This is a genomic window from Paenibacillus radicis (ex Xue et al. 2023) (assembly GCF_024722015.1).
GTDB lineage: Bacteria > Bacillota > Bacilli > Paenibacillales > NBRC-103111 > Paenibacillus_S.
In genome coordinates this window covers 108,807-133,628 of the sequence record NZ_JANQBD010000014.1, presented here as the reverse complement: position 1 = coordinate 133,628, position 24,822 = coordinate 108,807, and the positions used below count along the sequence as shown (strand labels likewise).

Sequence of the window (24,822 nt, the reverse complement as noted above, 5' to 3'; positions counted from 1 at the left end):
ATATCCGAAATCTTATTGAATTCATGCAAATGTGCATTTATTTCTTCATTCCTAGCTGAACCGGAGTGTTTTCTATGAAAATGGATGTACTTTCGCAGGTATGTGCTCTCTACAGCAATTCCGGTAGAAAATAACTGCGTGATTGCAGGATTTTGTAATGTCTGATGGTCGGCGGAGGGTCAAGAACCGATTTTGAGGTTAAGCCCTTTAGTAAGATAATATCCAAAAGTGGAATGAGATCGGAATCCAGCGCTTTTTGGTTGGAATCGGGTCTTTTTGCAATTGGATCACTATTTTTCGAATCTGTACCTCCACTTATCCATCGACTCCTCTCCATTAACAAAAATGCGTTTGAGCTTTAGATTATCTTGGCTTGGTGTTGTGATACCTTGATCTATAGTAAATGCATAACGGAAATAATGCTCTTTTAAAATCTTCAGTGTCGTTGCGTCCCATTCACCGTAAGGATAACAGTATACATCGGCTGTCGTTCCAACGATCTGCTCAATCTGGGCCTTTGCCTCCGTAATTTCGAAAGTTTGGCTTTTAGCGTTGAGTGTAGGCAAATGAGGATGCGTCATGCCATGGGGCTGAATATCCCAGCCTGCTTCGTGCATTTCCTTTATTTGATCCCAATTCAGAAAGTAGCCGTCCTCTACCGTGCCTGGAGACATAAATAAAGTTGCGTGAAAACCCAGCTTCTTCAAAATCGGCATCGCATGCTCATAATTATCCGCATAGCCATCATCAAAGGTCAGAAGTATCGGTTTATCGGGACCTTTATCGATTCCTTCCATCATGTCAGAAAATTGCTTTAAAGTTAGGGGGGTATAGCCTTTATCAGCCAAGTACTGCATTTGTGCGGCAAATTTCTCAGGTGTAATGGTGGCGGTGTTGCCCGGGTCTACGGTAATGCTGTGGTAATTAAGAACTGGAATACGCGCGGGCTTATCTGGTTTTACAGGTGGTGTTGCAGGTATTGCAGGTGTTGCTGGGGCCGCAGAAGCTGCGGGAATTGCAGAGAAGTGAGTACGGACTGAACTTGCGGATGCTAGTGCAGGATCTGCATCGGGACGATCCGCAGAATCATCAGGAATCGAATCGGTAACCATATCGGGATTTGCATAAGAAAGTAACCCAGACATAGCATTGATAGCAGGCCCAGTGGTTGAAGAAATAGCTATCGGGGACCTGAAGGGAGAATCAAACCAAAGAGCAAATGGATCCGAATCGGGATTATATAATGGAGCAATCAGGGGAGTGGGCTTATTCACGCTTCCGACGGAAGAATGCCCAAAGACTGCTTTATCAGGTGCTTGGGCAAGAGCAGGTAGCATGGAGAAGCTAACCACCACCAGACAGAATAGTACGGTAAAGTACCAACGATGCCGAAGAAGTGCTTTAAGGGCTGCTTGAGCTGGAAGTGTCGGATGTTTCATAGGCACAGACTCCTTCATGGATAATCTATTACTCTATGCATATCCTGCGATAGAATGGATTATGACTGCAGATGTCTAAATTATAAAAAGTAAAAAGGAGGTAAGCCTATAGCTGATTCATTGGAGGAAGCTCTTCAACGACATTGGCGTAGGTTCTAAGAGCCTCTTCACCTTGTGGTGTAACCTTATATACACCGCGTTCCACACGCTGAAACCAACGGTAATAGTTTTTTTGGAGCTGACCAGCCGTGTGAGGATTACCTGTCAATTCACGCAGGCGACGTGGGCTTAGAGGTCCATGCTGATTGAGTAAGTAAGCTATGTGGAGCGCTTTTTCACGGTAAGACGTCATCAGTTTAAGCTTCGTACTCCCGCCTACATTGTAATCCGACCGGCGTTCCTTGAATTCATAGACGATCCTATCCGCAGCGCGCTTGTTATGACGCGGCAAAATAGCGGGAGCAGGCACGGGCTCAGGTTCAGCTTCAACCGGCTTGGGGCCATCATGATGAGTGAGGGATGCGACAGGCGGATGGCATTCCAAAAGGACGGTTGGTTTTTTTCGTTTGAAAAATTGTACCGTTATCATGCCCACTCCGAGCATTTGGCAAAGGTTGCGAAGCTCTGGCCAACTGGCTCCGTGAGGAGCACGGCCTTTATTGGGAAGCTCGAAAGCGACGTATACCTGGCGGGTTAGCCGCAGTCTGTTGATCCCTTGTAAAAGCAGCGGGATTGAGAAGTTTTTTTTCAGTTCAACAATAACTGGCGGTTCGTCGCCTCTCATCGCAACTAAGTCACAATGGCGCACTTCACCTTTAACGCTATACCCCAGCTGTTCGAAATACGATTTGACTGGTGCGTAAAGCTCTGTCTCTGTTTTGATCGCCACAGTCTTTCCGTCTCCTTTGAGCATAGTGATGGGATCGAATTATGAGTGGATATTACTCAATCGGATTTCCATTTCCATCTAAATTAATGTAATTATATCATAAGTTTGGTAGTATTGGATTAGTAGTCACTGCTATAAAGCATATTAACCTGTTAAAAAAAGCGGCAGCTTCTCTATAGATGACAACGTTCGAGGTTTTGTTATAGGATCAGACAAAATCTATAAAGTGCGTGTTCAAACAGTCTGCTTTGTAGCACCGTGAAAGTATTAGTTTTCGTAGAAAACTCGCTTTGTGAGCTCTTTACAAGGAGGAGCGGAGTTACAAGCTTTTCAAAAATTACAATGAGGTATTGTAGGAGGTTCTTGTTTATGTTATCCGTAGAACAAGCAGGTCAAATAGACCCATGGTTGGGACAAAGTGTGGAATGCGCTTGCGGTAAAACGCATTCCGTATCCATTCGCAAAGTCGTTATTGAGCGCGGAGCGTTAGACGCGCTGCCTTCCTATGCGCAGGAGCGTGGGTATAGTGAGCTTCTTCTAGTGGTCGACAAGAACACGCTGGACGCGGCTGGACGCGAGCTGCTTGGGCTGTGTAAAGCGGCTCATCTGAACGTGTCCTTGTGTGTGCTAGGTGCTGACGAGCGCGGGGAGCTCGCCGCCGACGAGCGCGTCATCGTACAGCTGATGCTGAACGTGACGCCTGCGGTGCAGGCCATCGTGGCCGTAGGCTCGGGCACGATCCACGATGTGGTCCGTTTTGTGTCGCACAAAATGGACCGCGCGTTCTTCTCGGTGCCGACGGCCCCTTCGGTCGACGGCTTCGCCTCTGTCGGAGCGCCGCTAATTATCGGCGGCTTCAAGCAGACGATCGCGGCCTGCGCGCCGGAAGCGATCTTCGCCGACTTGGCGCTGCTGGCCAAGTCGCCGAAAGCTCTGATCGCTGCCGGATTCGGCGATATGCTGGGCAAGTACACGTCGCTGGCCGACTGGCAGCTGGGGCGAGTGCTGTTCGGCGAGCCCCACTGCGAGCTCGCGGATGAAATGACGCGGCAGGGTCTCGCCATGTGCGTCGACTATGTCGACGAGATCGCCGAGGGCAGCGAGCTGGGCATGCGCAAGCTGATGGAGGGCCTGACGCTGTCAGGCATCTCCATGCTGCTTGTAGGCCATTCCCGCCCGGCCTCGGGCGGAGAGCATCACCTCTCCCATTACTGGGAGATGCGGTTCATTCAGCAGCGGCGCAGAGCTCTGCTGCACGGGGCCAAGGTCGGCGTCGCCGCTGTGCAGATGGCGAAGCTTTACGAGGCAGCGGCCGCGCTGTCGAAGGAAGCTGTCGCTGCGGCGATAGCTGAGCGGCAGGCTCGCGGCGATGTGCTGACGCCCGAGCGGATGCGCGAGCAGATCCAGGCGGGCTACGGGAGCATCGCCGATCAGGTGCTGGCGGAGAACGGGCTGGCAGCGCTTGACGCGACAGAGTCAGCGGAGCAGCAGGAGCTGCCGCAGTGGATCATCGAGCGTTGGGACGAAGTCCGCGCTGTGTGCGGCAACGTGCCGCCCTCCGGGCAGCTGGCAGATGCACTGCGGCGCGTTGGAGGCCCAACGACGGTCGATGAGCTGGGCGTTGAGCCTGAGCTGCTGGAAGATAGCTTGAAATATGCCAAGTACGTCCGTAACCGTTACACCATCATACGGCTTCATCAATGGCTCTAGCAGCCACTGCAAGCAGTCTTCTGACCGCAAGATTTTCCTGACTCAGGAATCAGCGGGAGGAAGGCTTTTTTTTATCGACTTAAAAAGGATTCAATATGCACCATATGATCAAAAAGTTTTCGGGAAAGCGTGTTCGACATCCAATCTGGCATTCGCCCTGCTTTCCGGTTGTGAAGTCAGACTTATGGGCTTGTATGAATTTGAAAGCATACACTCAACTCTAATTTAATATTAAATTTTCGGGCAACTTATCCCCCTAACTTGCATAGGTATTTACTACACTTCATTTCTTTGATGTTGTCATAGCAAAAGCACCGTACGGAGGAGGTTGACTCATGGACATATTCAAGAAAATTTCGGATTACCGCACAGAAACCGACAGATTGGCATGGACGGGAACCTTTGCGCAATATATCGTAATGGTTCACAAGAACCCTAGCTTGGCGATGACCGCTCACAGTCGAGTTTATAAAATGATCGCTTCGAAAGGTGTAGGAGATGATAACGGTAGACGCAGGTACCATTTCTTTGAACAGGAAATATTCGGATTGGATCTGGCAATTGAAAAGCTTGTTGAAGAATACTTCCATTCTGCAGCAAGACGCCTCGACGTCCGTAAGCGTATCCTCCTTCTCATGGGGCCAGTTAGTGGGGGCAAATCAACCATTGTCACTCTGCTTAAACGTGGTTTGGAGCAGTTTTCTCGTACGGATGAAGGTGCTGTTTATGCAATAAAAGGTTGCCCCATGCACGAGGAGCCTCTGCATTTGATTCCGCTGGAGCTGCGTCCGGAGGTCGAGCAGGAGCTTGGGGTGAAGATTGAAGGGAACCTATGTCCTTCCTGCCAAATGAGGCTAAAAACGGAGTATGGAGGGCGCATTGAGGATGTACAGGTAGAGCGCGTGCTTATTTCTGAGGATTCACGGACAGGGATCGGAACTTTCAGTCCTTCAGATCCCAAGTCACAAGATATTGCTGATTTAACGGGAAGCATCGACTTTTCAACCATTACGGAATTCGGCTCGGAATCCGATCCCCGCGCTTATCGGTTTGATGGAGAACTGAATAAAGCGAACCGGGGCATCATGGAGTTTCAGGAGATGTTAAAGTGTGACGAAAAGTTTCTGTGGAACCTGCTGTCATTGACGCAGGAGGGGAATTTCAAAGCGGGCCGCTTCGCTTTAATATCGGCTGATGAGCTGATCATTGCACATACGAATGAGTCCGAGTATAAATCGTTTATTTCCAACAAGAAGAACGAGGCGCTTCAATCCAGGATGATTGTGATGCCGATTCCTTATAATCTGAAGGTGTCGGAAGAAGAGAAAATTTATACGAAGCTAATCAAGCAGAGCGATATGGCACATGTTCATATTGCCCCGCATTCTTTGCGGGCAGCGGCTATCTTTTCCATCCTGACCCGGTTAAAGGAATCGAAGAAGCAAGGTATGGATCTTGTTAAAAAGATGCGCATGTACGATGGGGAAGAAGTCGAGGGTTATAAGGAAGCTGATTTGAAGGAAATGCAAAGTGAATACTTGGAAGAAGGAATGTCGGGGATAGATCCAAGGTATGTCATTAACCGCATATCCAGCGCGTTGATCCGGCAAGGACTCGAATTTATAAACGCATTGGATGTTCTGCGAGCTTTGAAAGACGGTCTGGATCAGCATCCATCGATTACGAAGGAAGAGCGTGAACGCTACTTGAACTTCATCTCTGTTGCGCGTAAAGAATATGATGAGCTGGCTAAGAAGGAAGTTCAAAAGGCTTTTGTGTACTCGTTCGAGGAGTCTGCGAAAACGCTGTTTAATAATTATCTGGATAATATTGAGTCATATTGCAACTGGGGCAAAGTTAAGGACCCGATGACCGGAGAAGACATGGATCCGGATGAGAGGCTGATGCGTTCCATAGAGGAACAGATCGGAATATCGGAAAATGCGAAGAAGGCATTCCGTGAGGAAATTCTAATCCGTCTATCTTCATACTCGCGCAAAGGTCACAGGTTTAACTACAGCAGTCATGAAAGGCTGCGCGAAGCTATTGAGAAAAAACTGTTTGCCGATATGAAGGATGTTGTAAAAATAACTACCTCAACCAAAACGCCGGATGGCAACCAACTTAAGAGGATCAATGAAGTTATCAAGCGTTTGGTTGAAGAACACGGGTATTCGACAGCTTCTGCCAATGAGCTGCTCCGATATGTAGGCAGCCTGCTTAACCGTTAGACAAAGACCAGGATATTCGCCCATTTTTTCAGGTAGGCATTCACCCCTTAGGCGATCGTACATATATTTTAGTAGATCGCTATCTCAACATGAAAAGGGAGAACAGATATGTCTAACCAACCGAAACAACGGGAAAAACAAAAGCAAGTGACCGTGACAGCTGTGCAGGTGCCAGCTAACAGACCTGAGCAGCATCTGGTACGGCCGCCTTTTCACGGAGGAGGTCATCAAGGAGGAGGCTTTCATGGTGGAGGAGGAGGCCATCAAGGAGGAGGATTCCATGGCGGAGGCTTTCATGGTGGAGGGGGAGGATTCCATGGAGGGTTCAATAACTCACTCCTGCCTCTAATTGCTGTGACTCCATTTTTGACACAACCGTACTATGCGCCATATCCATACCCGTATCCATACCCATATCCTTATCCGTACCAAGATGAGTACCCATCTCAGTATCCATATTCGCCTTATGGATATCCTGGTTACTAAACCTCACCTATTCAAAAAAACACCTCTCGATCACATAAAATGAAGTGGTCAGAGGTGTTTTTATTGTGAAATGCTTGCATTCAATTTCCCTGCAGCTTCGGTTGAGCTGAGTGGCCGGGCGCTGTGGGCAATATAATTTCAACGGTTGTTCCCTCGTTGACCTTGCTATGAATTCGCATACGGCCCCCATGGCTTTCGATGATTTTAAATGTGACCATCAGACCCAGCCCCGTGCCCTTTTCTTTAGTTGTATAAAAAGGCTCACCTAAACGAGGAATGCGCTCTTCGGGTATACCGCATCCTTCATCTGTGAAACGTATCATAATATGCTGGTGATCATAATTAAGGAGCTCCATGCGGATATTGCCGCCATCGGGCATCGCATCCATAGAATTGTTCAATATGTTGATGAACACCTGTTTAATTTGATTTTCATCGCAATTAATTTTGGCTAAGTTGTCTTGCGCTTCTTCAGTAACAAGCTTTACTTTGTGAATCATTGCCTGTGAGCTCAAAAGTACGATGGTATTTTGCAAGATTTGCATCGCATCCTTCGCTTCATAACGGACGGATTGCGGCTTCGCAATGACAAGAAATTCACTGACAATAAAATTAATCCGCTCCAACTCATCTTTCATAATTTCGAAATAGGAGTCATAACCGTTTACTTTATTTTGCATCAATTGAACAAAGCCTTTTAAAGAGGTTAAAGGATTACGTATTTCGTGGGCTACTCCTGCCGCTAATTGACCGACAATTGACAATTTCTCCGAACGGATTAACATTTCTTCGGCTCGCTTGCGCTCGCTGATATCTTTGCCGATCATATAAACGCCATTAAATTGACCGTTCACAACTATAGGAACATTTAAAATACTTAATTCCACGTAGCTTCCATTTTTGTGTAAGAAGGTCACTTCATAATGACGGGTCTGCCCTTGGAGTGTATCTGCAAAGTAATCATGCCAACGCTCCAATTGATCCGGAACAATTAAATGGTGGATCGATTTATGAAGAAGCTCCTCCTCCGTATACCCTGTCATGGAGAACAAGGCCGGATTAGCGCTGGTGCAGAACCCATTGCGGTCGAAGGAGCAGATAGGATCCGGATTATGGCGGAACAAAGATTTATATCGCTGCTCGCTTTGTTCCAATTGCTTTTCTGCCTTTTTCTTTTCGAAGATGGCTTGAATCATAGCGTAAGAACGAGCAAAACGGCTATCTTCCTCCTGAGCTAATATCGATTCTAAAATATCATCCTGAAATTCATCAGGGTCGGTGCTTTTATCCAGCTTCTTCAACTCTTCAAGCATGTTCATCACATTAATAATATGATCCTTGTGAATCCATGCGGCTGAGGCTGTTTTGGATTGTGTCTCATGTTCGGGGCGCAAGGATACGATCCCTTTCTTGAGATCATATTCCGAAACATGATTCATATTAACTACGTTCATTTGGTCGATTAAGCGAAAGCCTTCCTCATACATCCACTCCTCGAAAGCTTCCAATGTTGCAGCCCAGTAGTATTTGTTATTCGCAGTGTGAATGACAAGTTCCTTTTCTTTCACTGACTCGATTTTAACTACATCATCCGAATGAATGATTAAGATATCGGATCCTTTTTTGCCGTCTCTTGTGACTGGAATTTTCTGCATTTAGTTCTGATCACCTGCCTGCCTACATCAATTAAAGATAACAATCGGATCTAATTCATAACAAAGCCGCACATATAAACCAAGCAGTGTGATCAAAAAAATGCAATTAAATCAACGCGGCAAGGGGAACGATAGATGTAATTATGGGGGCCCGAAGTATAACGGTTGATGACCGTTAGCCTACACAAACGTTTCCGAAAAGACTCCTGATATGCGTGTGGTACAAATGGCAAGCGCGCCAGTCATGACAGATATGGAAGGTAGAGGTGAAGCCGGCGTATTTAAACCGTAGACCGTAGACCACAATGTGGAAGCAATATTAAGTAATATGCTGTTGGTGTGCATAATCGAGGCGGCCAAGCTCATGCGGAAGATCCGAAAGAATATTTAGAACACAATGAATTCATTATATCGTCAGAAGAATTCATAAGTAAATGAAATCTTTTAATTGTTTCGTTAATAATTATATATGAAAATGGACCTGCTCACGTTTAATTATAGGTATAAACTATTAAAGTGATTGTTATTATATATTTCCGGAATTAATGATCAACGACCATAATAGGATTTAAAGGAGCTGAATTTTATGGAGAAACCTGTAAATCAGGGATGGAATGCCGGATTGTATGATAGTAAGATCGGATACGTATCACGTTTGGGTAAAGGAGTTGTAGAGCTGCTTAATCCACAGCCGAATGAGCGTATCATAGATTTGGGCTGCGGTACAGGTGATCTGACTCATGTTATTGCACAGCTTGGAGCTAGCTGTATAGGCATAGACGAATCGGCAGATATGGTAGGAAAAGCCAGACATAAGTATCCGTCGATATCCTTTGAAGTTATGGATGGACATGAATTTCGATTGGATAAGCCGGTCGATGCGGTGTTCTCCAATGCAGCGCTGCACTGGATGAAGCAGCCGGAGCGTGTAATTGAATCGGTTCGGCTGGCGCTTCACGAAGGGGGAAGATTCGTTGCTGAATTCGGAGGCAAACGAAACGTGGGACGTATCTATGAGGCGATAGCCAAAGTATTAGGGGATTACGGGATAGATGCTGAAGAGCGCAATCCCTGGTATTTCCCTAGTGTGAGCGAATACAGCGGCTTGCTGGAAGCGCAAGGGTTTGAGGTGCGCTGGATGGAGCTGTACGATCGACCAACGGAGCTCGATGACGGTGAGGGTGGGCTTGAGCATTGGCTTGACGCCTTTGCAGGGATGTTTTTTGCAGGGCTTGCGGAAGAGCCGAAGCGTGAGGCCTACGCACGCTGCAGCAAGCTGCTGGAAAGGGAGCTATACAATGGACAACATTGGATTGCTGATTACCGCAGGCTAAGGTTTTCCGCTGTGCTCGGAGCGGGAAGAATGATCTGATACAGGGCAATCGTTCCAGCAATAAACAATAAAGGAATAAAGTGACTGACAGCACTTTGTTCCTTTATTTTATTTTAAAAAAGTGATGTTCGGAGCAAAGAAAATTTGGTACAATCATCGTAGTTTAACTAAAATGTAAACGCTTTAAATTTATCGCTTTTAGACAGCCAGAAGGGAGCCGGCATACTGTGACATACTTAATTAAATTGAAATGGCTGAAATTCGTTTTATCTGCATTAGTTGTATGCGTATTGTTCACTGCTTACCATATTATCACAGTTGAAGGCGAGTCGAGCAATCCTCGCTTTGTGCTTATGCGGCTCGAGGATATCGGTCCGGGCGGGCAGTATGGATCTATGGAACAGCTTGGTAAGCTGCGGGCGGTACTGGAATATTTGCGTGAGCAGCACGTTAATTACCATCTGGCAGTCATCCCTCGCTGGGTGGATGTTTCGGCAGATGGAGCTCGGTACGATGTCTCACTAGATCAAACTGGAAATACGTATGTAGAAGCATACCAGAAGGTTCTGAAGCAGGCTGTTGGAGCCGGAGCTACTCTTGGGATGCATGGATACACCCATCAGGTCGGGAATGTACGAAGAGATGACGGGCATCAAGAATCAGGTATTGGCAATGAGTTTAATGTGCCAGGCTCTGATGAGACGCTGACGGCTTCTTTCGCTGAGCCGCGCTTGAAGGCAGGACTGGCCATCTTTAAGAATGCAGGACTGAAGCCGCAGTTCTGGGAGGCGCCGCACTACCGATCCACACCGGAGCAAGATCAGCTGTTCCGTAACTACTTTGGACTTCATTATCAGGCAGATGTGCAAACGGACCGCAATACACCGGTCGCCCAATATGTAAATGAGCGTAACAGAGGTTACGGCGCTCCAACGCTAGGGGCTGCTTATATCCCAACACCTTTTGATTATATTCCTTATAACAAAGATGAGAAATTGATTATCGACCGTGTGGGCAAGTCTAATAATATCAGCTCTTTTTTCTATCATCCTTTTCTTGATTTTAAGTATCTGGTACCGGTAACCAATGATGAGGGCGAGCCGGTAGTACGAGACGGTTTACCGGAATTCCGGTATCCCGCACAGGATAAAAGCTTGCTGCAAAAGCTTGTATTGGGATTAAAGGCAAAAGGTTATAAATTCTACTCCATTCAGGATTATGTTCCTTTCACCCCATCGCAAAGCATTCAGATCAATCCGGGAAGTCTGCAGGATAAACTGCTTCTTGGGGATGTTACTGGAGACGGACAGAGCGATATAGTGAATTGGGATTCCAAGAACGGAAACATTACGGTGATACCCGGCTCATTCAAAGGTATGCGCAATGACGCTCAGGCAGCATCTTCCGTGTGGGCAAATGTACCTTACAGGAACGGAGCTGCGGCAGCATTGGAAGACAAAGCTGCTGCAGAGGGGAAGAGGAATGGCTTATGGATCATGGATCCAACCGGACTGCTGCAGCGGTACGACTCGGAGAACGGTCAATTTAAGCTCCAGAAAGAATGGAAGATAGCACCCCGCAGCTACGCTAATCTATATGTGATTCCAATGGGTGGCGGAGATAAAGTTATCGCTGGATTATCATCGGATCGATTGAATTTATTCGGGTATTATGTGAACAAGGACGGGGGAATCAAGCCGCTCAAGCCCTACAAATTTAAAAATGAATTGAAAAACGAGATGCAGCTCCGTACGCAAGAAGATGGGACCAAGTCGCTGTTTTATGCAAGATCGGGTGCGGTCAATGGACTTGAGCTTAGCTTGGATCAAGCTGCTATGTCATGGAAGCTCAAGAAGGTTGAGTTGAATATTCCTAATGAGGATGGGGAAATTCGTTTCGGAGACTTCAACGGAGACGGGAAAGAGGACATATTGCGTTGGAATTCCGAGCTCAAACGATTTACCGTATACCTCTTAAAGGGAACAGACGAGTATCAGCTGCTATCTGTATTCGGCCCTTGGGGAAGCCCGGGCTCGAAACTAATTACGGTTGATTTGGACGGGAATGGAAAAACGGATTTGGCCCTTGTTAAACTGCAAGACGGTTTTGTGGATACTGCGCTGTCGTTTGAAAGCAAGTAGGCCTCATGGCTCACTTGAAACTTCTCTTACCATACAAAAAGGATCCTGGCTGCCCTCTCCTTGTGCAGCAGCAGGGTCTTTTTCTTCTTGTACGGGGGAGAGGAGCGATTTGTCTAGGTAAAAAGAAGGATTTACTCAAGCTGTGGCGAATTATTCCAAGCGTGACGAACTTGCGTGATTTCTAGTACATGATGTCGAAAATGAATAAGGCGTTGAAGATGCCGGACAAAGGGAAAAGCTACAACATAGGAGGCATTTTGCAATGTCGTTTAGAAATAAAATTATTGCTTTGTTTACATCGGCTGTTCTGCTGCTGATTGCTATGAACGATATCCTGCTTCACAGGCTTGCAGCACTAGCCTTGGATGCGGGATTTTCCCCTTATCTGCTATCTATTGCGATAGTACCTCCAGCCTTGATTATCGGCTACTGTATGGCTGAATATTTAGTACGGCCTATCCGTGGACTGAATAAGAGGCTGCAAGGTGAAAAGCTGGGCAGGCCCATTGACGAACTGGATGCGGTCGCTGAACATATCGATTTTATCCGCCAGCAGATGCATCAATACCAAGATGAGCTGATGAGCAAAAGTAAACAGATCGATTTTTATTCTCACCATGACTTTCTGACAGGCTTACCCAATCGACTACTGTTTAAAGAGCTTTGCAGCAATGCTCTGGATCAATCCAGTAGACATGAGAAACCAACGGCGGCTGTCTTGTTTCTTGACTTGGACCGCTTTAAAATCATCAATGATATGTTCGGCCATACCAAAGGGGACGATCTGCTGCGGGCTGTAGCAAGAAGGCTATTGCAGCATATCCGTTCGAATGATATCGTTTCACGGATAGAAGGCGATGAATTCGTATTGCTGCTGCCAGATTCAGATAGAGAAGAGACTATGCTGACTGCGCAGCTGCTAATTGACGAGCTTTCGAAGCCGTTTGTACTTGAAGGCAATGAGTTTTATGTTACACCGAGTATGGGAATTAGTATGTTTCCCGTTGACGGTACCGATGTGGAGACGTTGGTGAAGCATGCCGACACGGCTATGTATTTGGCCAAGGAGCAGGGGCGGAATCATTACAGGTTCTACACATCGGATATGAACGAGCGGATGACCAAGCAGGTGGAGCTGGAGAAAGGTCTTCGCAAAGCGTTGGAGCGGCAGGAGCTGTCGGTTCATTATCAGCCTCAGGTCGATCTGGATTCAGGCAAAATTACAGGCATGGAAGCGCTGCTGCGTTGGTCCCATCCCGAGCTTGGCAACGTATCGCCAGCAGAATTTGTGCCGCTTGCCGAAGAAAATGGAATGATCGTACCGATAGGGGAATGGATTCTCCGGAAAGCCTGCTTGCAAAATAAAGAATGGCTGGATGCAGGGCTCTCACCAATGAGGGTTGCTGTTAATTTGTCTGCTCGTCAGTTTCAACAGCAAAATTTGGTGGATGTTATAGCGCGTATTTTGGATGATACCGGCATGCCAGCCCAATATTTGGACCTTGAGATAACCGAGAGTGTAGCCATGTTTAACGAAGGATTAGTCATCACCAAGCTTCACGATTTAAAAAGCTTGGGCATTAAAATATCCATTGATGATTTCGGCACAGGGTACTCTTCATTAAGCTACTTAAAAAAGTTTCCCATTGATTCATTAAAGATTGATAAATCCTTCGTCGCTCATGTGATGCATGACCGCGACGATGCAGAAATCATTTCCATGATCATCTCGATGGCACGGAATTTAAGATTCAGTGTCATTGCAGAAGGGGTGGAGAATGAGGAGCAGCTGCAGTTTTTAAGGGAGCAGCAATGTACGGAGGGACAAGGATACTTGTTCAGCAAGCCTATGGATCCATTGGAACTGAAGCCTTTATTGGTTAAAGTATAAAGGGAGCACAGACGAACCGCAGAATTACCACTAACGAACTACAGCAGATCGCAACACACACCCAAGAGCCCGCAGAGACACCCGATCTGCGGGCTTATTCTGCATGTAACGAATTCCACAATATAACATCCAGGAGGGATGCATACTTTGAAAAAACTGCATGCAAGTGGTATCACTGCAATTGTCGCCGCCGCAGTAGCCTTTTTTGCGCTCACTTATGCCCATCAGCCCAATTCAGTGAAGGAGGATTCAAGTAGAGGTCGCGAGGTACCTATTGCAGCTTCTATTATGCCGTCAAGTATTCAAGCTTCTACTCCTTCTGTTCCTGCGAATCTCAATCTGGAAAAATCACAGGAGTCGGAGACGATCCCGGAAGCAACAGCGCCTGTATCAGAGAAGGATTCGGGGAATCCGGCGAATACGGCGAATGAAGCAGCAGTCTCTCGCGGCTTGATATACTTGGATCCCGGCCACCAGCGCAAGGGGGATTCCAGGCAGGAGCCCATCTCCCCGAATTCCAGTGCAACGAAGGCGAGGGTTACAGGAGGAACAACAGGCGTTTCTACGGGGAAACCGGAATATGTGTTGAACCTGGAGGTGGCTTTGCTGCTGAAGGAAGCTCTTATCAAACGGGGATTCGAGGTATTAATGACCCGCGAGGATCATGAAGTGAATCTCAGCAACGTGGAACGGGCCGAGATGGCCAATGCTGCTCATGCACGGTTGGCTGTAAGGATTCATGCCGACGGTAATGACTCGACCAAAGCTAAGGGTTATTCTGTGCTTTATCCTGACAAATCGGTTAGTGTAACCCGAAGCATTCAGGCGGATAGCCTGCTTGCTGCTGAATCGATATTAGGAGCTTTGAAGGCTGGTACGAACGCTTCATCAAGAGGGTTGCAGCCGCGAAAAGATTTAACAGGATTCAACTGGTCAACGGTACCCGTTGTGCTAGTTGAAATGGGCTTCATGACAAATCCTTCGGAGGATGAAGACATGTCCGATCCGGATTATCAGTTGCAGTTGGCGGAATCTATCGCCGTAGGGATCGAACTATACATGGTTCAAAAGGAGGATTAGCTCGAGTGTTATGGATTAAGAGTAAGCTTAGTGGTTGGATACTCCTCTTCTTCCTCTTAATGATAGTGGCAGTGCTTACACTGCCTGAGATTCAGGGTAAACCAGAGGAATGGCTCAAGGGAAATTCCCCCAAGGCCTCTCAGGGCGTTATGAATTTGGCGGATTGGAATTTTAAAGAAAAGGGAAGCTTGAGACTCAATGGGGAATGGGAGTTTTATTGGGCACAGCTGTATACGCCAGAAAGCTTTGCCGCCAAGACTACTATTCAAGCACCCGAGATGGCTGTTGTTCCTGGTTCGTGGAATAGACAGCCTATCAATTCTAAATCCTATTCGGGATCAGGCTATGTGACTTACCGATTAAAGGTGATGCTCCCAACGAGCGGCCGCACCTATGCAATGAGCGTTCCCTTTATCACGTCAGCGTATCGTTTATGGATCAATGGAGAACTTTTGGCAGAAGCGGGTAAGGTTGGAACTTCCTACGAGGATTCCTTCGCCATGTATTCAACCAAGACAATAGGCTTCCACTCGAATAGCTCAGAGATTGAAATTTTGCTTCAGGTATCTAATTTCCATCATATGAAGGGAGGGCTGCGCCAGCCGTTTGAATTGGGCCTTTTCGATCAAATCGTTCCTCAAAAAGAAATTAGCGTAGGCTTTGATATGCTGCTGTTCGGCAGCTTGATGATCATGGGGCTTTATCATCTAGGTCTATTTTCCATTCGATCAAATGATCGCTCTACCTTATATTTTGGATTATTTTGTATATTGATTGCGCTCAGAACCATTGTAATAGGGGAAATTGTGCTTCTAAAGGTATTTCCGGCGTTTCCATGGGAGCTCGAATTGAAGCTTGAATATATTAGCGCATATTTGGCACTAGCCTTTTTCGTTCTATTCATCGGTGAATTGTTTCCGAATGAAAGCAGCAGGAAAATTCAACGATGTTTTATTCTCATCTCAATCTGTTACACGGTGCTGACAGTTGTAAGCCCTACGATTGTTTATTCACGATTTTTACTTAGCTTCCACGTAGTTTTAGGATTCGCGATTGTATTTGAGCTTTATGTACTAATGCGGGCATGGTATCTACAGAGGCCAGGCTGCTCCATTATTTTAGTGGCCAGCTTCGTATTTGCGGTATCCATCATAAATGATATGATTTACGCCAACGAATGGCTAAGTACAACAGGGCGTGCATCCGGTTTTGGCTTATTATTTTTTATTATTTGCCAGTCGGGCGTGCTGTCGATGAAGCTTTCACGCGCTTTTTCCAATGAGGAGAAAATGTCGGCGGTATTGGCTCAGATGAACAGCAGCTTGAGTGTCAAAATTAAAGAGCGTACAGCTGACCTGGAGCTGGTTAACGATGAGCTTATGGTTAGAAACAGTGAGATGTCCCGTTTGGAAATATCGCGAAGCCATCTTTTAAGCAATATTTCACATGACCTGGGAACGCCGCTTACGACGATTCAGTGCTACGTAGAGGCTATACTCGACGGTATAGTGGATACGGAGGAGCAGCGTAAGCAGTATATTCAGCTGATTCATGGAAAAGTGCTCGGCATGGGCAGGCTGATTGAGGACTTATTTCAGTTGTCTCAATTAGAGGCTAGGCAGGTTGCTTTTCAAAAGCTTTACTTAACTACCGAGACTTTAATTCATTCGCTATTCTCCCGGTATGAGCTGGATGCTAGAAATGCTGGTATCAGCTACCAATTAATAATTAGTGGCAATGCGGCAGAAAGCGGGAATTTCTCCACAGTTCAAGTAGATGTCGAACGGCTCCATCAGGTCTTCTCCAATCTTATTTATAATTCGATTAAATTCACACAGGCAGGCGGGGAGATCCAGGTGGAGATGATCGATGATGGCGATAAGGAGATGTTATGCCGTATTTCGGATACAGGAGCTGGAATTACGGAGAATGATATGCCGTTTATTTTTGACCGTTTCTACACTAGCAACAGATCACGCAATTCGGTGTCAGGGGGGAAAGGACTGGGATTGTCCATATCTAAGGAAATTATTGAATCCCATGGCGGGAAAATTTGGGTGGGACGCTCGGTATTAAATGCCGGAACCGAAATTTGCTTTACAATTCCTGTACAAACTTCTTGACCAGTTGCTGTCATTTGTCTATTCTTGAACTAATAGCTCGAATTAATAAGATCTATGATAATTATTCTAACCACAGTTGTGGAGCTGAACTATTCTGATATTGTAAGAAAAGCTGCCGCTAAGACATAAATGGATACTCGCCAAAAGGGCTTTGAATGGAAGATTTTCTCATTAATAAGTAATGGTGGTGCTATATAAATTGGCTGGACAAACTATTTTGGTTGTAGAGGATGATCCGGAAATCCGCGATGTCATCCGATTATATTTGGAAAAGCACAAGTTTACTGTTGCCTTGGCGGATCGTGGCGATGAGGCGCTTCAGCTGGTTCGGACTGTGCAGCCTGACCTAATTATTCTGGATGTTCTGCTCCCCGGAAAAGATGGATTTGAAGTATGCAAGGAAATTCGCCAGGAGACTTCTGTTCCTGTTCTATTTTTGAGCTGCAAGAAAGAAGAGCAGGATAAGATAACGGGTCTTACTCTGGGCGGCGATGATTATATAACGAAGCCATTTAGCCCGAATGAATTAATTGCCCGTGTTCAAGCGAATTTGCGCAGGCCATATTTTTCTAATAACCCAACATCACATCCAACTAAACTGGAGTTTGGAGCCTTATATATTGATCTGCTGAGCAGAACAGTCAAAGTAAATGAAATCGAGATCGTATTGTCCAAAAAAGAATTCGATTTATTGAAGTTTTTGGCTGGGCGGCCGGGTCAAACGTTTAGTCATGAAGAGCTTTTCCGTGAGATTTGGGGGCAGGAGAGCTTTAATGATACCCGCACTATTATTGTCCATGTCAGCAATTTGCGCAAAAAGATAGAGCCTGACCCTTCAAATCCCCAGTATATTATTAATGTGCACGGCGTTGGTTATAAATTTATCCTTTCCTAGATAAGGAAGCATCCAGGTCAAAGTAATCGTTAGCTGTAAAGCGACTTGTGTCTCTGTTCCAGTTGGACTATGGAATGGAGACTTTTTTGTTGGCATAAATGGAATTGTGGTTATGAAGCATGAACATGATAAAATATGGCTATGTATGTTGATATCGGTCATTTGGCCGGGTTATACTCCGTGCTGCCGAAGGAGGTTGTATTAATGAGGTTCAATAGAGGGTCTGCGCTGATGATTGGCATTGCTCTGCTTACAGCAAGCCTAACAGCAGGATGCGGCAATCATGCAAGCTCAGAGGGGAATACGAAGAAAGCCGGTGAAACTGCAGCGGATAGCGGTCCTCTGGCCATCAGTATAGCTATGACGCAAGTCAATGATATTCCAGCTAAAGGAAATGAAGTGGAGCGGGCTATCGAGAGCTATACGAATACCAAACTCGATATTCAATGGCTGCCCAATGCAGCCTATGATGAGAAAGTAAATATTATGATTGCTTCGAATGAAATGCCGACTTTGCTTAAGGTGAAATATATTCCGACCATTATTAGCGCTATTGAATCGGGATTGTTTTGGGAAATCGGGCCTTATTTAAAAGACTACAAAAATTTGGCTGCCCAAAATCAGCAGTACTATGATAATATTTCGGTCAATGGAAAAATATATGGCATCCCGACCTATCGCGATATCGGACGAGCATCGGTTATTTACCGCAAGGATTGGCTGGACAATTTGGGAATGAAGCCGCCGATAACCGTCGATGAGTGGTACAAGGTGCTCAAAGCTATGACTTTGAACGACCCTGACAAGAATGGGAAGAACGATACCTATGGAATGGCTTTGTCCAAAAAATATAACGAAGGCAGTGCAGCGTTGACGACTCGCCTGTCCGTAGCCCTTGGCGCTCCCAACAAATGGGCCGTTCAGAACGGCAAGTTCACGCCTGATTTTATGACAAAAGAATTTAATGATGTAACGAAGCTTCTTAAACGGCTGTATGATGAAAAGCTGATGAATACGGATTTTGCAGTAATTGATGATTCGGAAATTGAAAAAATATATGATTCCGGCAGGGCAGGTGTTCGGATCGCCGTTACAGGCAACGCGAAGAGCATGCAGGAGCGCCTTGTCAAGACGGTTCCAAGCGGTGTATTCGATATGATGCCGATGACTGGACCGCGGGGAATTCGTGTTTCCGGTGAAACAGGCAATAGCGGGTTCTATTTACTGCCTAAGTCCAAAATTAAGGATGAAACGCAGCTGAAAAAGATCCTTTCTTTTCTTGATAAGCTGATGGATGAGCCGATGTCGACCTTGCAGATGCGGGGGATCGAAGGGAAGCATTTTACCAAACTGGAGAACAATGAGGTCGAAATTAAAGATTTCAACGCTTTTCAGCGTGAAGTTAAGCCTTACCGTGATAATTTGCTCAATTTGGAGGGGTATAATGTTGCTTCTCTAAAGGATACGCCGCTTGGTGAAAAAGGGACTAAGATAGCTATGGAAAACGCCAACTATGCGATACCGAATCCGGCTTTAACCTTGTCGTCTGTGACATATTCGGAGCGGGGCAAGGAGCTTGAGCAAATGATCAATGATGCGCAAACCAAATATATAATGGGTAAAATAGATGAAGCAGGCTGGCTGGCTGAAGTGGAGAAATGGCGCAAAGCCGGCGGCGATAAGCTGATCAAGGAATATGAAGAAGCTTATGCAAAAGCTGGTAAGAAGTAGGGCTTGGCCAAATAAAAAAGCCGTCTCTTAAGGGGAATTTACCTTTAATGAGACGGCTTTTGCTTGCTCGATAGGTCTTATTTAATGCTGACAGAACCGGAATCGGAGTTAACCTCTGCTTTTAACACCATGGAGAAGAAGTCTACGGGTACATACATCAGTCCGTCTTCCTTGATCACAGGAGCTTGGCCTAACGGGAACGGAGCCATTTTATTAAATATATACGAATCTTTGCCTGCCTGCAGGCTAGTCCATTGAGCACCTTTATTGATCTCAACTAATCGTGTTTCCTCATTCCATTTCACGCTATAGCCCAATCTCTCAGCGATGATGCGAAGAGGGACTAAGGTTGTTCCATTGTCGCTCATATAGACTGAAGCCTCAACGGAAGATAGCTCTGTACCGCCTACCGTTAGCCGGGCAGGTGCGGATACATTCGAATTTTTCACCAGCGCTATGCGAAATTCAGGGATGCCTGTTGAATACGGAGCTATTTCATATGGTTCGAACAGAATAACGGCTTCGCCTTTTTCAATATAAAAGGACTGAGTATCCGAAATTCCTTTAAAGCTGTCCTTGAAAAAATTCTCAGGATGCTGGGCTATTTGCTGCCGTATCTGTTCATTAATGTGCTCCTTGTAGCTGTCTCCGAATAAATCCTTTAATTCAACCGGGGAGGCCTGCGGCTCGTCACGAAATGTGTAAGTATCCACCCGCTGTATTCCATGTGCTCCACCTGTGTAGGTATCGGTTATTATTTTGACAGAGACCATGCTGCTGTTAGCGTCCCCTCCATCAGCTTTAACCTCGAACAAAATGGTGAGCGAATAAGGTCTCATTGTAATGCCGGATTCGTTCGCTGTAGCCTCATCTGCTTTTGCTTGCTTCTTCAGATTATCCAGATCGTCCATCGCATGCCGCTCGATAATATCATTGAGCTGTGCTTGATAGCTTATATCCTTAAGTCCATCGAAGACCGGGATGTTCACGTTAGAAGTGACATTGCCGGAGTCCTCTTTTACGGTTTTTGTTGTTATTTTTACGTTACGCTGCTCCTGGCTTGTATTATTGTTAAGTGAAATAGGGAATTCAGGAGAACCTGACGAGCCTGGGGCGATTTGGTACTTTTGAAAAAGAATAACCGCGGACCCTTTCTCGATGTAGAATGATTGTGTATCCGATATTCCTTGGAAGCCTTCCTCGCCATTGAAAAAGTTTTCAGGATGTTTGGCAATTTCCTGCTGAATATGCCCGTTAACGATCTCTTTATAGCTATCTCCTAATAAGTCCTTCAGCTCGATCCGCTTAGCTTGTGCTTCGTCTAACACATTATAAGTATCTATCCGCGGCATTCCGTTTGCTCCGCCAGTGTAAGTATAGGTTGTCATTTTGATCGAAAGAAGGTTGGCATTGGCCGCTCCTCCGTTAGCTTTAACTTCATATTGGATATTTAAAGTATGAGGTCTCATTTCGTAGCCTGCTTCTTGCGCATTTACCGCGGCATCGCTTGCGAGCTTCTTGATGTTAGCCAAATCCTCCATGGCCTGGCGGGAAATGATATCGTTAAGCTGATCCTGGTATTGTGTATCCTTCATTCCTTCAATGATCGGGATCACGATGTCCACCTGATATTCAGCAGTTTGTTCCTTAACCGCTTTGCCAGTAACCTTGATTCCTTGCTGTTGATTTAATGACGCGGATATAGGGATAACCGTAGCTGCCGAGGTGACAACTGCTTCCTGCAAGCTGCTTGCGTAAGATACCTGAGTAGCCGAAGCTGCTATGAAGCAGCAGCCTGTTATACTTAATGTGAGCATTTTGAATGAATGTTTCATAATGACTGCCTCCCTGTTGTGTTAATGTACTCAGTATAAGTGATAATAGTAAGCAGTTGGTTACAAAGATGTTACAGCTGGAGTTTATCGGGTAGAATCAGGTTTGGAAATCTGCTCTTCAATGGCTGAATATAAAGAGAATTGGATAAGATGAATGAAGCGAAGCCAGTAATTTATCCTGTTATACGAATCTTAATGATCAGTAAAAGTTTAGCAACTACCCGTTTGATCATGGTACAATTAGTACAGGTTCAAACGAAATATCAGAAGGAGGTCGAACATTATGTCAAATCCGGATGAAAAGAATTTCCACACCTATCAAGATTGGTTGACCTGGGAAGGATCCTGGGAGTTAATTAACGGCAAAGCCTATAATATGTCTCCTGCTCCTACCTCGCTGCATCAATTTATTGTAGGAGAGCTTCATTTTGCTCTGCGGACGTTTTTTCAGAACCGGAGCTGCTATGTGTTTGTGGCTCCATTTGATGTATTGCTCAGTGAAAGTGAAGAGTATGAATCGCCCGATCATGTCACACAGCCCGACCTCTTCGTTGTTTGTTCGAAGGGTCAAATAGCCAAGAATGGGTGTCATGGTGCGCCGACGTTAATTATTGAAGTGTTGTCTCCATCTACAGCATTGAAGGACTTTAATGAGAAGTTCAACTTATATCAGAAGTATAAGGTACAGGAATATTGGATTGTCGATCCTGGGAATAGAACAGCCCATGTGTATTCACTGCAGGATGGCAGTTACCAGGCTCGCCATTTGTATACGGAGCAGGAAGCGATCCAATCTATCGTAATTAAAGATTTACAAGTGCCCATGAGCAGACTGTTCAGTCTGGAATAACTTGAATAAACTAATTCCGATTTACTTGGTAGAACAAAAGAGGGAATGGGTGAGTGGGGAGGAGCGATAGCGTCCTCCCTAGCCGTCACCTCAATTGACTGCTTACTCAAAACGCTTTAGTAACTAATGCTTGAGGGAATTTTTTGGCTTTAGTCAGATCACGTAAAGCTAATTTATTCGCTAAGTCCCACGCCTGCTGCATATCCTCATGCTGGCTCGACCAATGCCAACTCCCATATCTTCCAATGCTGTAGATTCCAGCGTTCTCCAGATAGTGATGAATGACTTTTGTCTTTGATGTATCAGGAAGGCAATAATTTTGAGCCAGATAAAAAGCTTTTGTAGTTACGATCTCATCTGCACTGCGGATAAACCCAATTTCAATGAGTTCCTTTATTACTGTCGGTATGTTAGCTAATGCTTCCTCTTTATTGCTAAAAAATAATGGAGAGCACTCAACATACATAGAGCAATACCCTACTGGTGCCAGTGAGGATTCAACATTGCTATAGAAACCTACACGATAAAAATGCAAGTTGGGGTCGGGGAAATAAACCCAGCTCATATCACCTTGCAAATGAGTTTTTTTCACCCCTAGATTCAAAATCATACCTCTGCTCGATTTTAATTGCTTCGATAACTCCAGAACAGGGTCATCCACATCACTAATGATGCCGATTAATGAATTTAATGGAATGGTTGACACAATGGTGTCCCATGAAACTCTTTCATTATTAATGACCATCGTCTTATTTTTAATGTTGATGGACTTGACCTTTTTTTTGTAGTTAATTTTCAGATTATCAGCTAAAAAAAAAGGAATTCCACTCGCACCTATATCTCCTTTTGGATATAGAAAGTCACCGTTATACCCAGTGATATTTCTATGGGTTCGAACATTGCGGATGGTTTCAAATTTTCCAACGCCAATTGCAGACAGATCATAAATACCATACATTTTTGAATTGTAATCTTTAAAAAATGACTCATATAAAGTTAATCCATAGGATTGCAGAAGCATTTCTTCATAGTTGTTGTATTCTTGGAAATTATTAACCGATTGAAGCTCCTGTTTAACATCGTTTACAAATTTTTTGTCGGGGTGCCCAATATAACTTTGCTGGATAGGGAACTTAAAAAAATGCTCGTGCAGGTATACAAACGCATTGCGAGTATGCGCTTGCAGCTCGAGACCCTCCAGGATGTCTAATACGGCAGGTGTGCTTTTATAATGGAACCAGTGGCCACCTATATCAAATCCAAAGGTGCCCACTTTTGTCTCCACCTTATAGGATAGAGCTTTCCCGCCCACATTCTCACATGCTTCAAGTATATTAACTTCTTCACTGCAAGCCTTTGCAAATGATAATCCTGTCACTCCTGCTCCTATAACATGAATAGTCATCAGTATCACCCACCCTATTCTAGCCCTATACTTTTCTTTATAAAATGGTTTACTTTGCGGACATCGTATTTGCTAACTGCGATTTCTCGGCTCATTATGCCCATTGCTCGAATGATGTCAGGGTTCGTAATAAACTTCTCCATGGCCATAGCAAGTGCTACATAATCTTTTGGAGGAATCAAAAAACCATTTACGTTATTTACAACCGTTTCTCTGCAGCCTGGGGAATCTGTTGTGACGACAGGTAATCCCATTGCCATTGCTTCTAATGTCGATTTAGGAGTGCCTTCTCGATAAGAGGGTAAAACAAACACACTTGAATCAGCTATGAATGGACGTACATCTGTTGTTTCACCCAAATACTCTATTATTCCTTGATTGACCCATTCATTTATTGTTTCTCTTTTTATTGAACTAGGACTTTTGACAAATGGCCCCAGAATTTTAAATTTAGCTTGGGGGTATTTTTGTTTGAGCAGCTTGGCCGCCTCTATAAATTCAATGATACCTTTGTCGAATATGATTCTTGAAATAACCAGGAAGGAAATCGGATTAGCTTTAGGAGGGGAGTAGGTGAATTTATGGATATCAACGCCAGAACCATTTACAATTACAGCATCTTTGCTTTTGCCAATTAATTTAAGTGATTTAAATAAAGACAGGTCATCCGGGTTTTCAAAAAATATTTTATTGCTAAATTTTAATGAGAGCCTGTAAAGCATTTTCACAATAATTAAAAGATTTTTTTGCAAAACCGTATTTCCTATAAAAACATACCCTATACCTGTTATGAACGAGAAGGTATTTTTTATTTTTGCCAACCGTGAGGCGATGGTCCCATAAAGGACAGGTTTTATTGAATAACAAATTACGATGTCCGGCTGTAGACTTTTAAGTTGTTTAACCAATATATGTAAGCTGTAACTATCATAAAATACATTTAAACCTGTGTTATTGAGTGGAATTTTTATTAAGGTGACTCCAATAGCTTCAAGTTCCTGCTGAAAGATACTATCCGCGGCTAAAGCTACTATCTCATTTCCTTCTTGTTTTAAGTCTTTCAACAGGTCCCAACTAAAATTGATATAGTACTTAGAATATGGAACAATACATACAATTTTGGCCATA

17 protein-coding genes are annotated in these 24,822 nt (G+C 45.0%); 11 read left to right on the top strand and 6 right to left on the bottom strand.

Annotated elements, in window-relative coordinates; genetic code table 11:
- Positions 1-290: 290 nt before the first annotated feature.
- Positions 291-1,439: a polysaccharide deacetylase family protein gene (locus tag NV381_RS19460; RefSeq protein ID WP_258214941.1), complete on the bottom strand. Its 1,149-nt coding sequence runs from the start codon at positions 1,437-1,439 to the stop codon at positions 291-293.
- A 106-nt stretch (positions 1,440-1,545) separates the two neighbouring features.
- Positions 1,546-2,328, bottom strand: coding sequence for a DUF2161 family putative PD-(D/E)XK-type phosphodiesterase (locus NV381_RS19455; protein WP_258214940.1), 783 nt, complete (start codon positions 2,326-2,328; stop codon positions 1,546-1,548).
- Between the two features lie 369 nt (positions 2,329-2,697).
- On the opposite strand from NV381_RS19455, the gene NV381_RS19450 reads away from it, so the two are divergent.
- The 3 genes from NV381_RS19450 (at position 2,698) to NV381_RS19440 (ending at position 6,755) form a co-directional block, all read left to right on the top strand.
- Positions 2,698-4,038, top strand: coding sequence for a sn-glycerol-1-phosphate dehydrogenase (locus NV381_RS19450; RefSeq protein ID WP_258214939.1), 1,341 nt, complete (start codon positions 2,698-2,700; stop codon positions 4,036-4,038).
- A 335-nt stretch (positions 4,039-4,373) separates the two neighbouring features.
- The gene (locus tag NV381_RS19445; RefSeq protein WP_258214938.1) at positions 4,374-6,269 is read left to right on the top strand and encodes a PrkA family serine protein kinase; all 1,896 of its coding nucleotides are present in this window, start codon (positions 4,374-4,376) and stop codon (positions 6,267-6,269) included.
- 108 nt (positions 6,270-6,377) lie between these two features.
- Complete coding sequence (locus tag NV381_RS19440) at positions 6,378-6,755, top strand: hypothetical protein (protein WP_258214937.1); 378 nt, start codon at positions 6,378-6,380, stop codon at positions 6,753-6,755.
- A gap of 80 nt (positions 6,756-6,835) precedes the next feature.
- Here NV381_RS19440 and NV381_RS19435 read toward each other — a convergent pair whose 3' ends face one another.
- Positions 6,836-8,410, bottom strand: coding sequence for a PAS domain S-box protein (locus tag NV381_RS19435; protein ID WP_258214936.1), 1,575 nt, complete (start codon positions 8,408-8,410; stop codon positions 6,836-6,838).
- Positions 8,411-8,996: 586 nt separating this feature from the next.
- Between NV381_RS19435 and NV381_RS19430 the strand changes: the two genes are divergently transcribed.
- The 7 genes from NV381_RS19430 to NV381_RS19400 all read left to right on the top strand — a co-directional run bounded on the left by NV381_RS19430 (position 8,997) and on the right by NV381_RS19400 (position 19,604).
- Positions 8,997-9,782, top strand: coding sequence for a methyltransferase domain-containing protein (locus NV381_RS19430; protein ID WP_258214935.1), 786 nt, complete (start codon positions 8,997-8,999; stop codon positions 9,780-9,782).
- A 188-nt stretch (positions 9,783-9,970) separates the two neighbouring features.
- Positions 9,971-11,884, top strand: coding sequence for a DUF2334 domain-containing protein (locus tag NV381_RS19425; RefSeq protein ID WP_258214934.1), 1,914 nt, complete (start codon positions 9,971-9,973; stop codon positions 11,882-11,884).
- Positions 11,885-12,146: 262 nt separating this feature from the next.
- On the top strand, positions 12,147-13,775 hold the full coding sequence (locus NV381_RS19420; protein ID WP_258214933.1) for a putative bifunctional diguanylate cyclase/phosphodiesterase: 1,629 nt from the start codon (positions 12,147-12,149) through the stop codon (positions 13,773-13,775).
- Positions 13,776-13,922: 147 nt separating this feature from the next.
- Complete coding sequence (locus NV381_RS19415) at positions 13,923-14,855, top strand: N-acetylmuramoyl-L-alanine amidase family protein (protein ID WP_258214932.1); 933 nt, start codon at positions 13,923-13,925, stop codon at positions 14,853-14,855.
- A gap of 5 nt (positions 14,856-14,860) precedes the next feature.
- Complete coding sequence (locus NV381_RS19410; protein ID WP_258214931.1) at positions 14,861-16,978, top strand: ATP-binding protein; 2,118 nt, start codon at positions 14,861-14,863, stop codon at positions 16,976-16,978.
- A 199-nt stretch (positions 16,979-17,177) separates the two neighbouring features.
- Positions 17,178-17,873: a response regulator transcription factor gene (locus NV381_RS19405; RefSeq protein WP_258214930.1), complete on the top strand. Its 696-nt coding sequence runs from the start codon at positions 17,178-17,180 to the stop codon at positions 17,871-17,873.
- A gap of 204 nt (positions 17,874-18,077) precedes the next feature.
- Positions 18,078-19,604 (top strand): extracellular solute-binding protein, encoded by a 1,527-nt coding sequence (locus NV381_RS19400; protein WP_258214929.1) that lies wholly within the window; start codon positions 18,078-18,080, stop codon positions 19,602-19,604.
- A gap of 77 nt (positions 19,605-19,681) precedes the next feature.
- Here the strand turns inward: NV381_RS19400 and NV381_RS19395 are convergent, their stop codons facing one another.
- Entirely contained in the window at positions 19,682-21,439 is a 1,758-nt protein-coding gene (locus NV381_RS19395; protein ID WP_258214928.1) for a PdaC/SigV domain-containing protein, read from the bottom strand.
- Positions 21,440-21,722: 283 nt separating this feature from the next.
- Here NV381_RS19395 and NV381_RS19390 point away from each other — a divergent pair, with 283 nt between their 5' ends.
- Complete coding sequence (locus NV381_RS19390) at positions 21,723-22,289, top strand: Uma2 family endonuclease (protein WP_258214927.1); 567 nt, start codon at positions 21,723-21,725, stop codon at positions 22,287-22,289.
- Between the two features lie 106 nt (positions 22,290-22,395).
- Here the strand turns inward: NV381_RS19390 and NV381_RS19385 are convergent, their stop codons facing one another.
- Together NV381_RS19385 and NV381_RS19380 are read right to left on the bottom strand one after the other, a co-directional pair.
- Positions 22,396-23,694: a protoporphyrinogen/coproporphyrinogen oxidase gene (locus NV381_RS19385; RefSeq protein ID WP_258214926.1), complete on the bottom strand. Its 1,299-nt coding sequence runs from the start codon at positions 23,692-23,694 to the stop codon at positions 22,396-22,398.
- Between the two features lie 14 nt (positions 23,695-23,708).
- Complete coding sequence (locus NV381_RS19380) at positions 23,709-24,821, bottom strand: glycosyltransferase family 4 protein (protein ID WP_258214925.1); 1,113 nt, start codon at positions 24,819-24,821, stop codon at positions 23,709-23,711.
- Position 24,822: the final 1 nt, after the last annotated feature.

What these genes read in the sequence shown, in the direction of transcription:
- NV381_RS19460 (WP_258214941.1), bottom strand. Translation starts at nt 1,439, where the DNA reads ATGAAACATCCGACACTTCCAGCTCAAGCAGCCCTTAAAGCACTTCTT.
- NV381_RS19450 (WP_258214939.1), top strand. Translation starts at nt 2,698, where the DNA reads ATGTTATCCGTAGAACAAGCAGGTCAAATAGACCCATGGTTGGGACAA.
- NV381_RS19445 (WP_258214938.1), top strand. Translation starts at nt 4,374, where the DNA reads ATGGACATATTCAAGAAAATTTCGGATTACCGCACAGAAACCGACAGA.
- NV381_RS19440 (WP_258214937.1), top strand. Translation starts at nt 6,378, where the DNA reads ATGTCTAACCAACCGAAACAACGGGAAAAACAAAAGCAAGTGACCGTG.
- NV381_RS19435 (WP_258214936.1), bottom strand. Translation starts at nt 8,410, where the DNA reads ATGCAGAAAATTCCAGTCACAAGAGACGGCAAAAAAGGATCCGATATC.
- NV381_RS19430 (WP_258214935.1), top strand. Translation starts at nt 8,997, where the DNA reads ATGGAGAAACCTGTAAATCAGGGATGGAATGCCGGATTGTATGATAGT.
- NV381_RS19420 (WP_258214933.1), top strand. Translation starts at nt 12,147, where the DNA reads ATGTCGTTTAGAAATAAAATTATTGCTTTGTTTACATCGGCTGTTCTG.
- NV381_RS19400 (WP_258214929.1), top strand. Translation starts at nt 18,078, where the DNA reads ATGAGGTTCAATAGAGGGTCTGCGCTGATGATTGGCATTGCTCTGCTT.
- NV381_RS19395 (WP_258214928.1), bottom strand. Translation starts at nt 21,439, where the DNA reads ATGAAACATTCATTCAAAATGCTCACATTAAGTATAACAGGCTGCTGC.
- NV381_RS19390 (WP_258214927.1), top strand. Translation starts at nt 21,723, where the DNA reads ATGTCAAATCCGGATGAAAAGAATTTCCACACCTATCAAGATTGGTTG.
- NV381_RS19385 (WP_258214926.1), bottom strand. Translation starts at nt 23,694, where the DNA reads ATGACTATTCATGTTATAGGAGCAGGAGTGACAGGATTATCATTTGCA.
- NV381_RS19380 (WP_258214925.1), bottom strand. Translation starts at nt 24,821, where the DNA reads ATGGCCAAAATTGTATGTATTGTTCCATATTCTAAGTACTATATCAAT.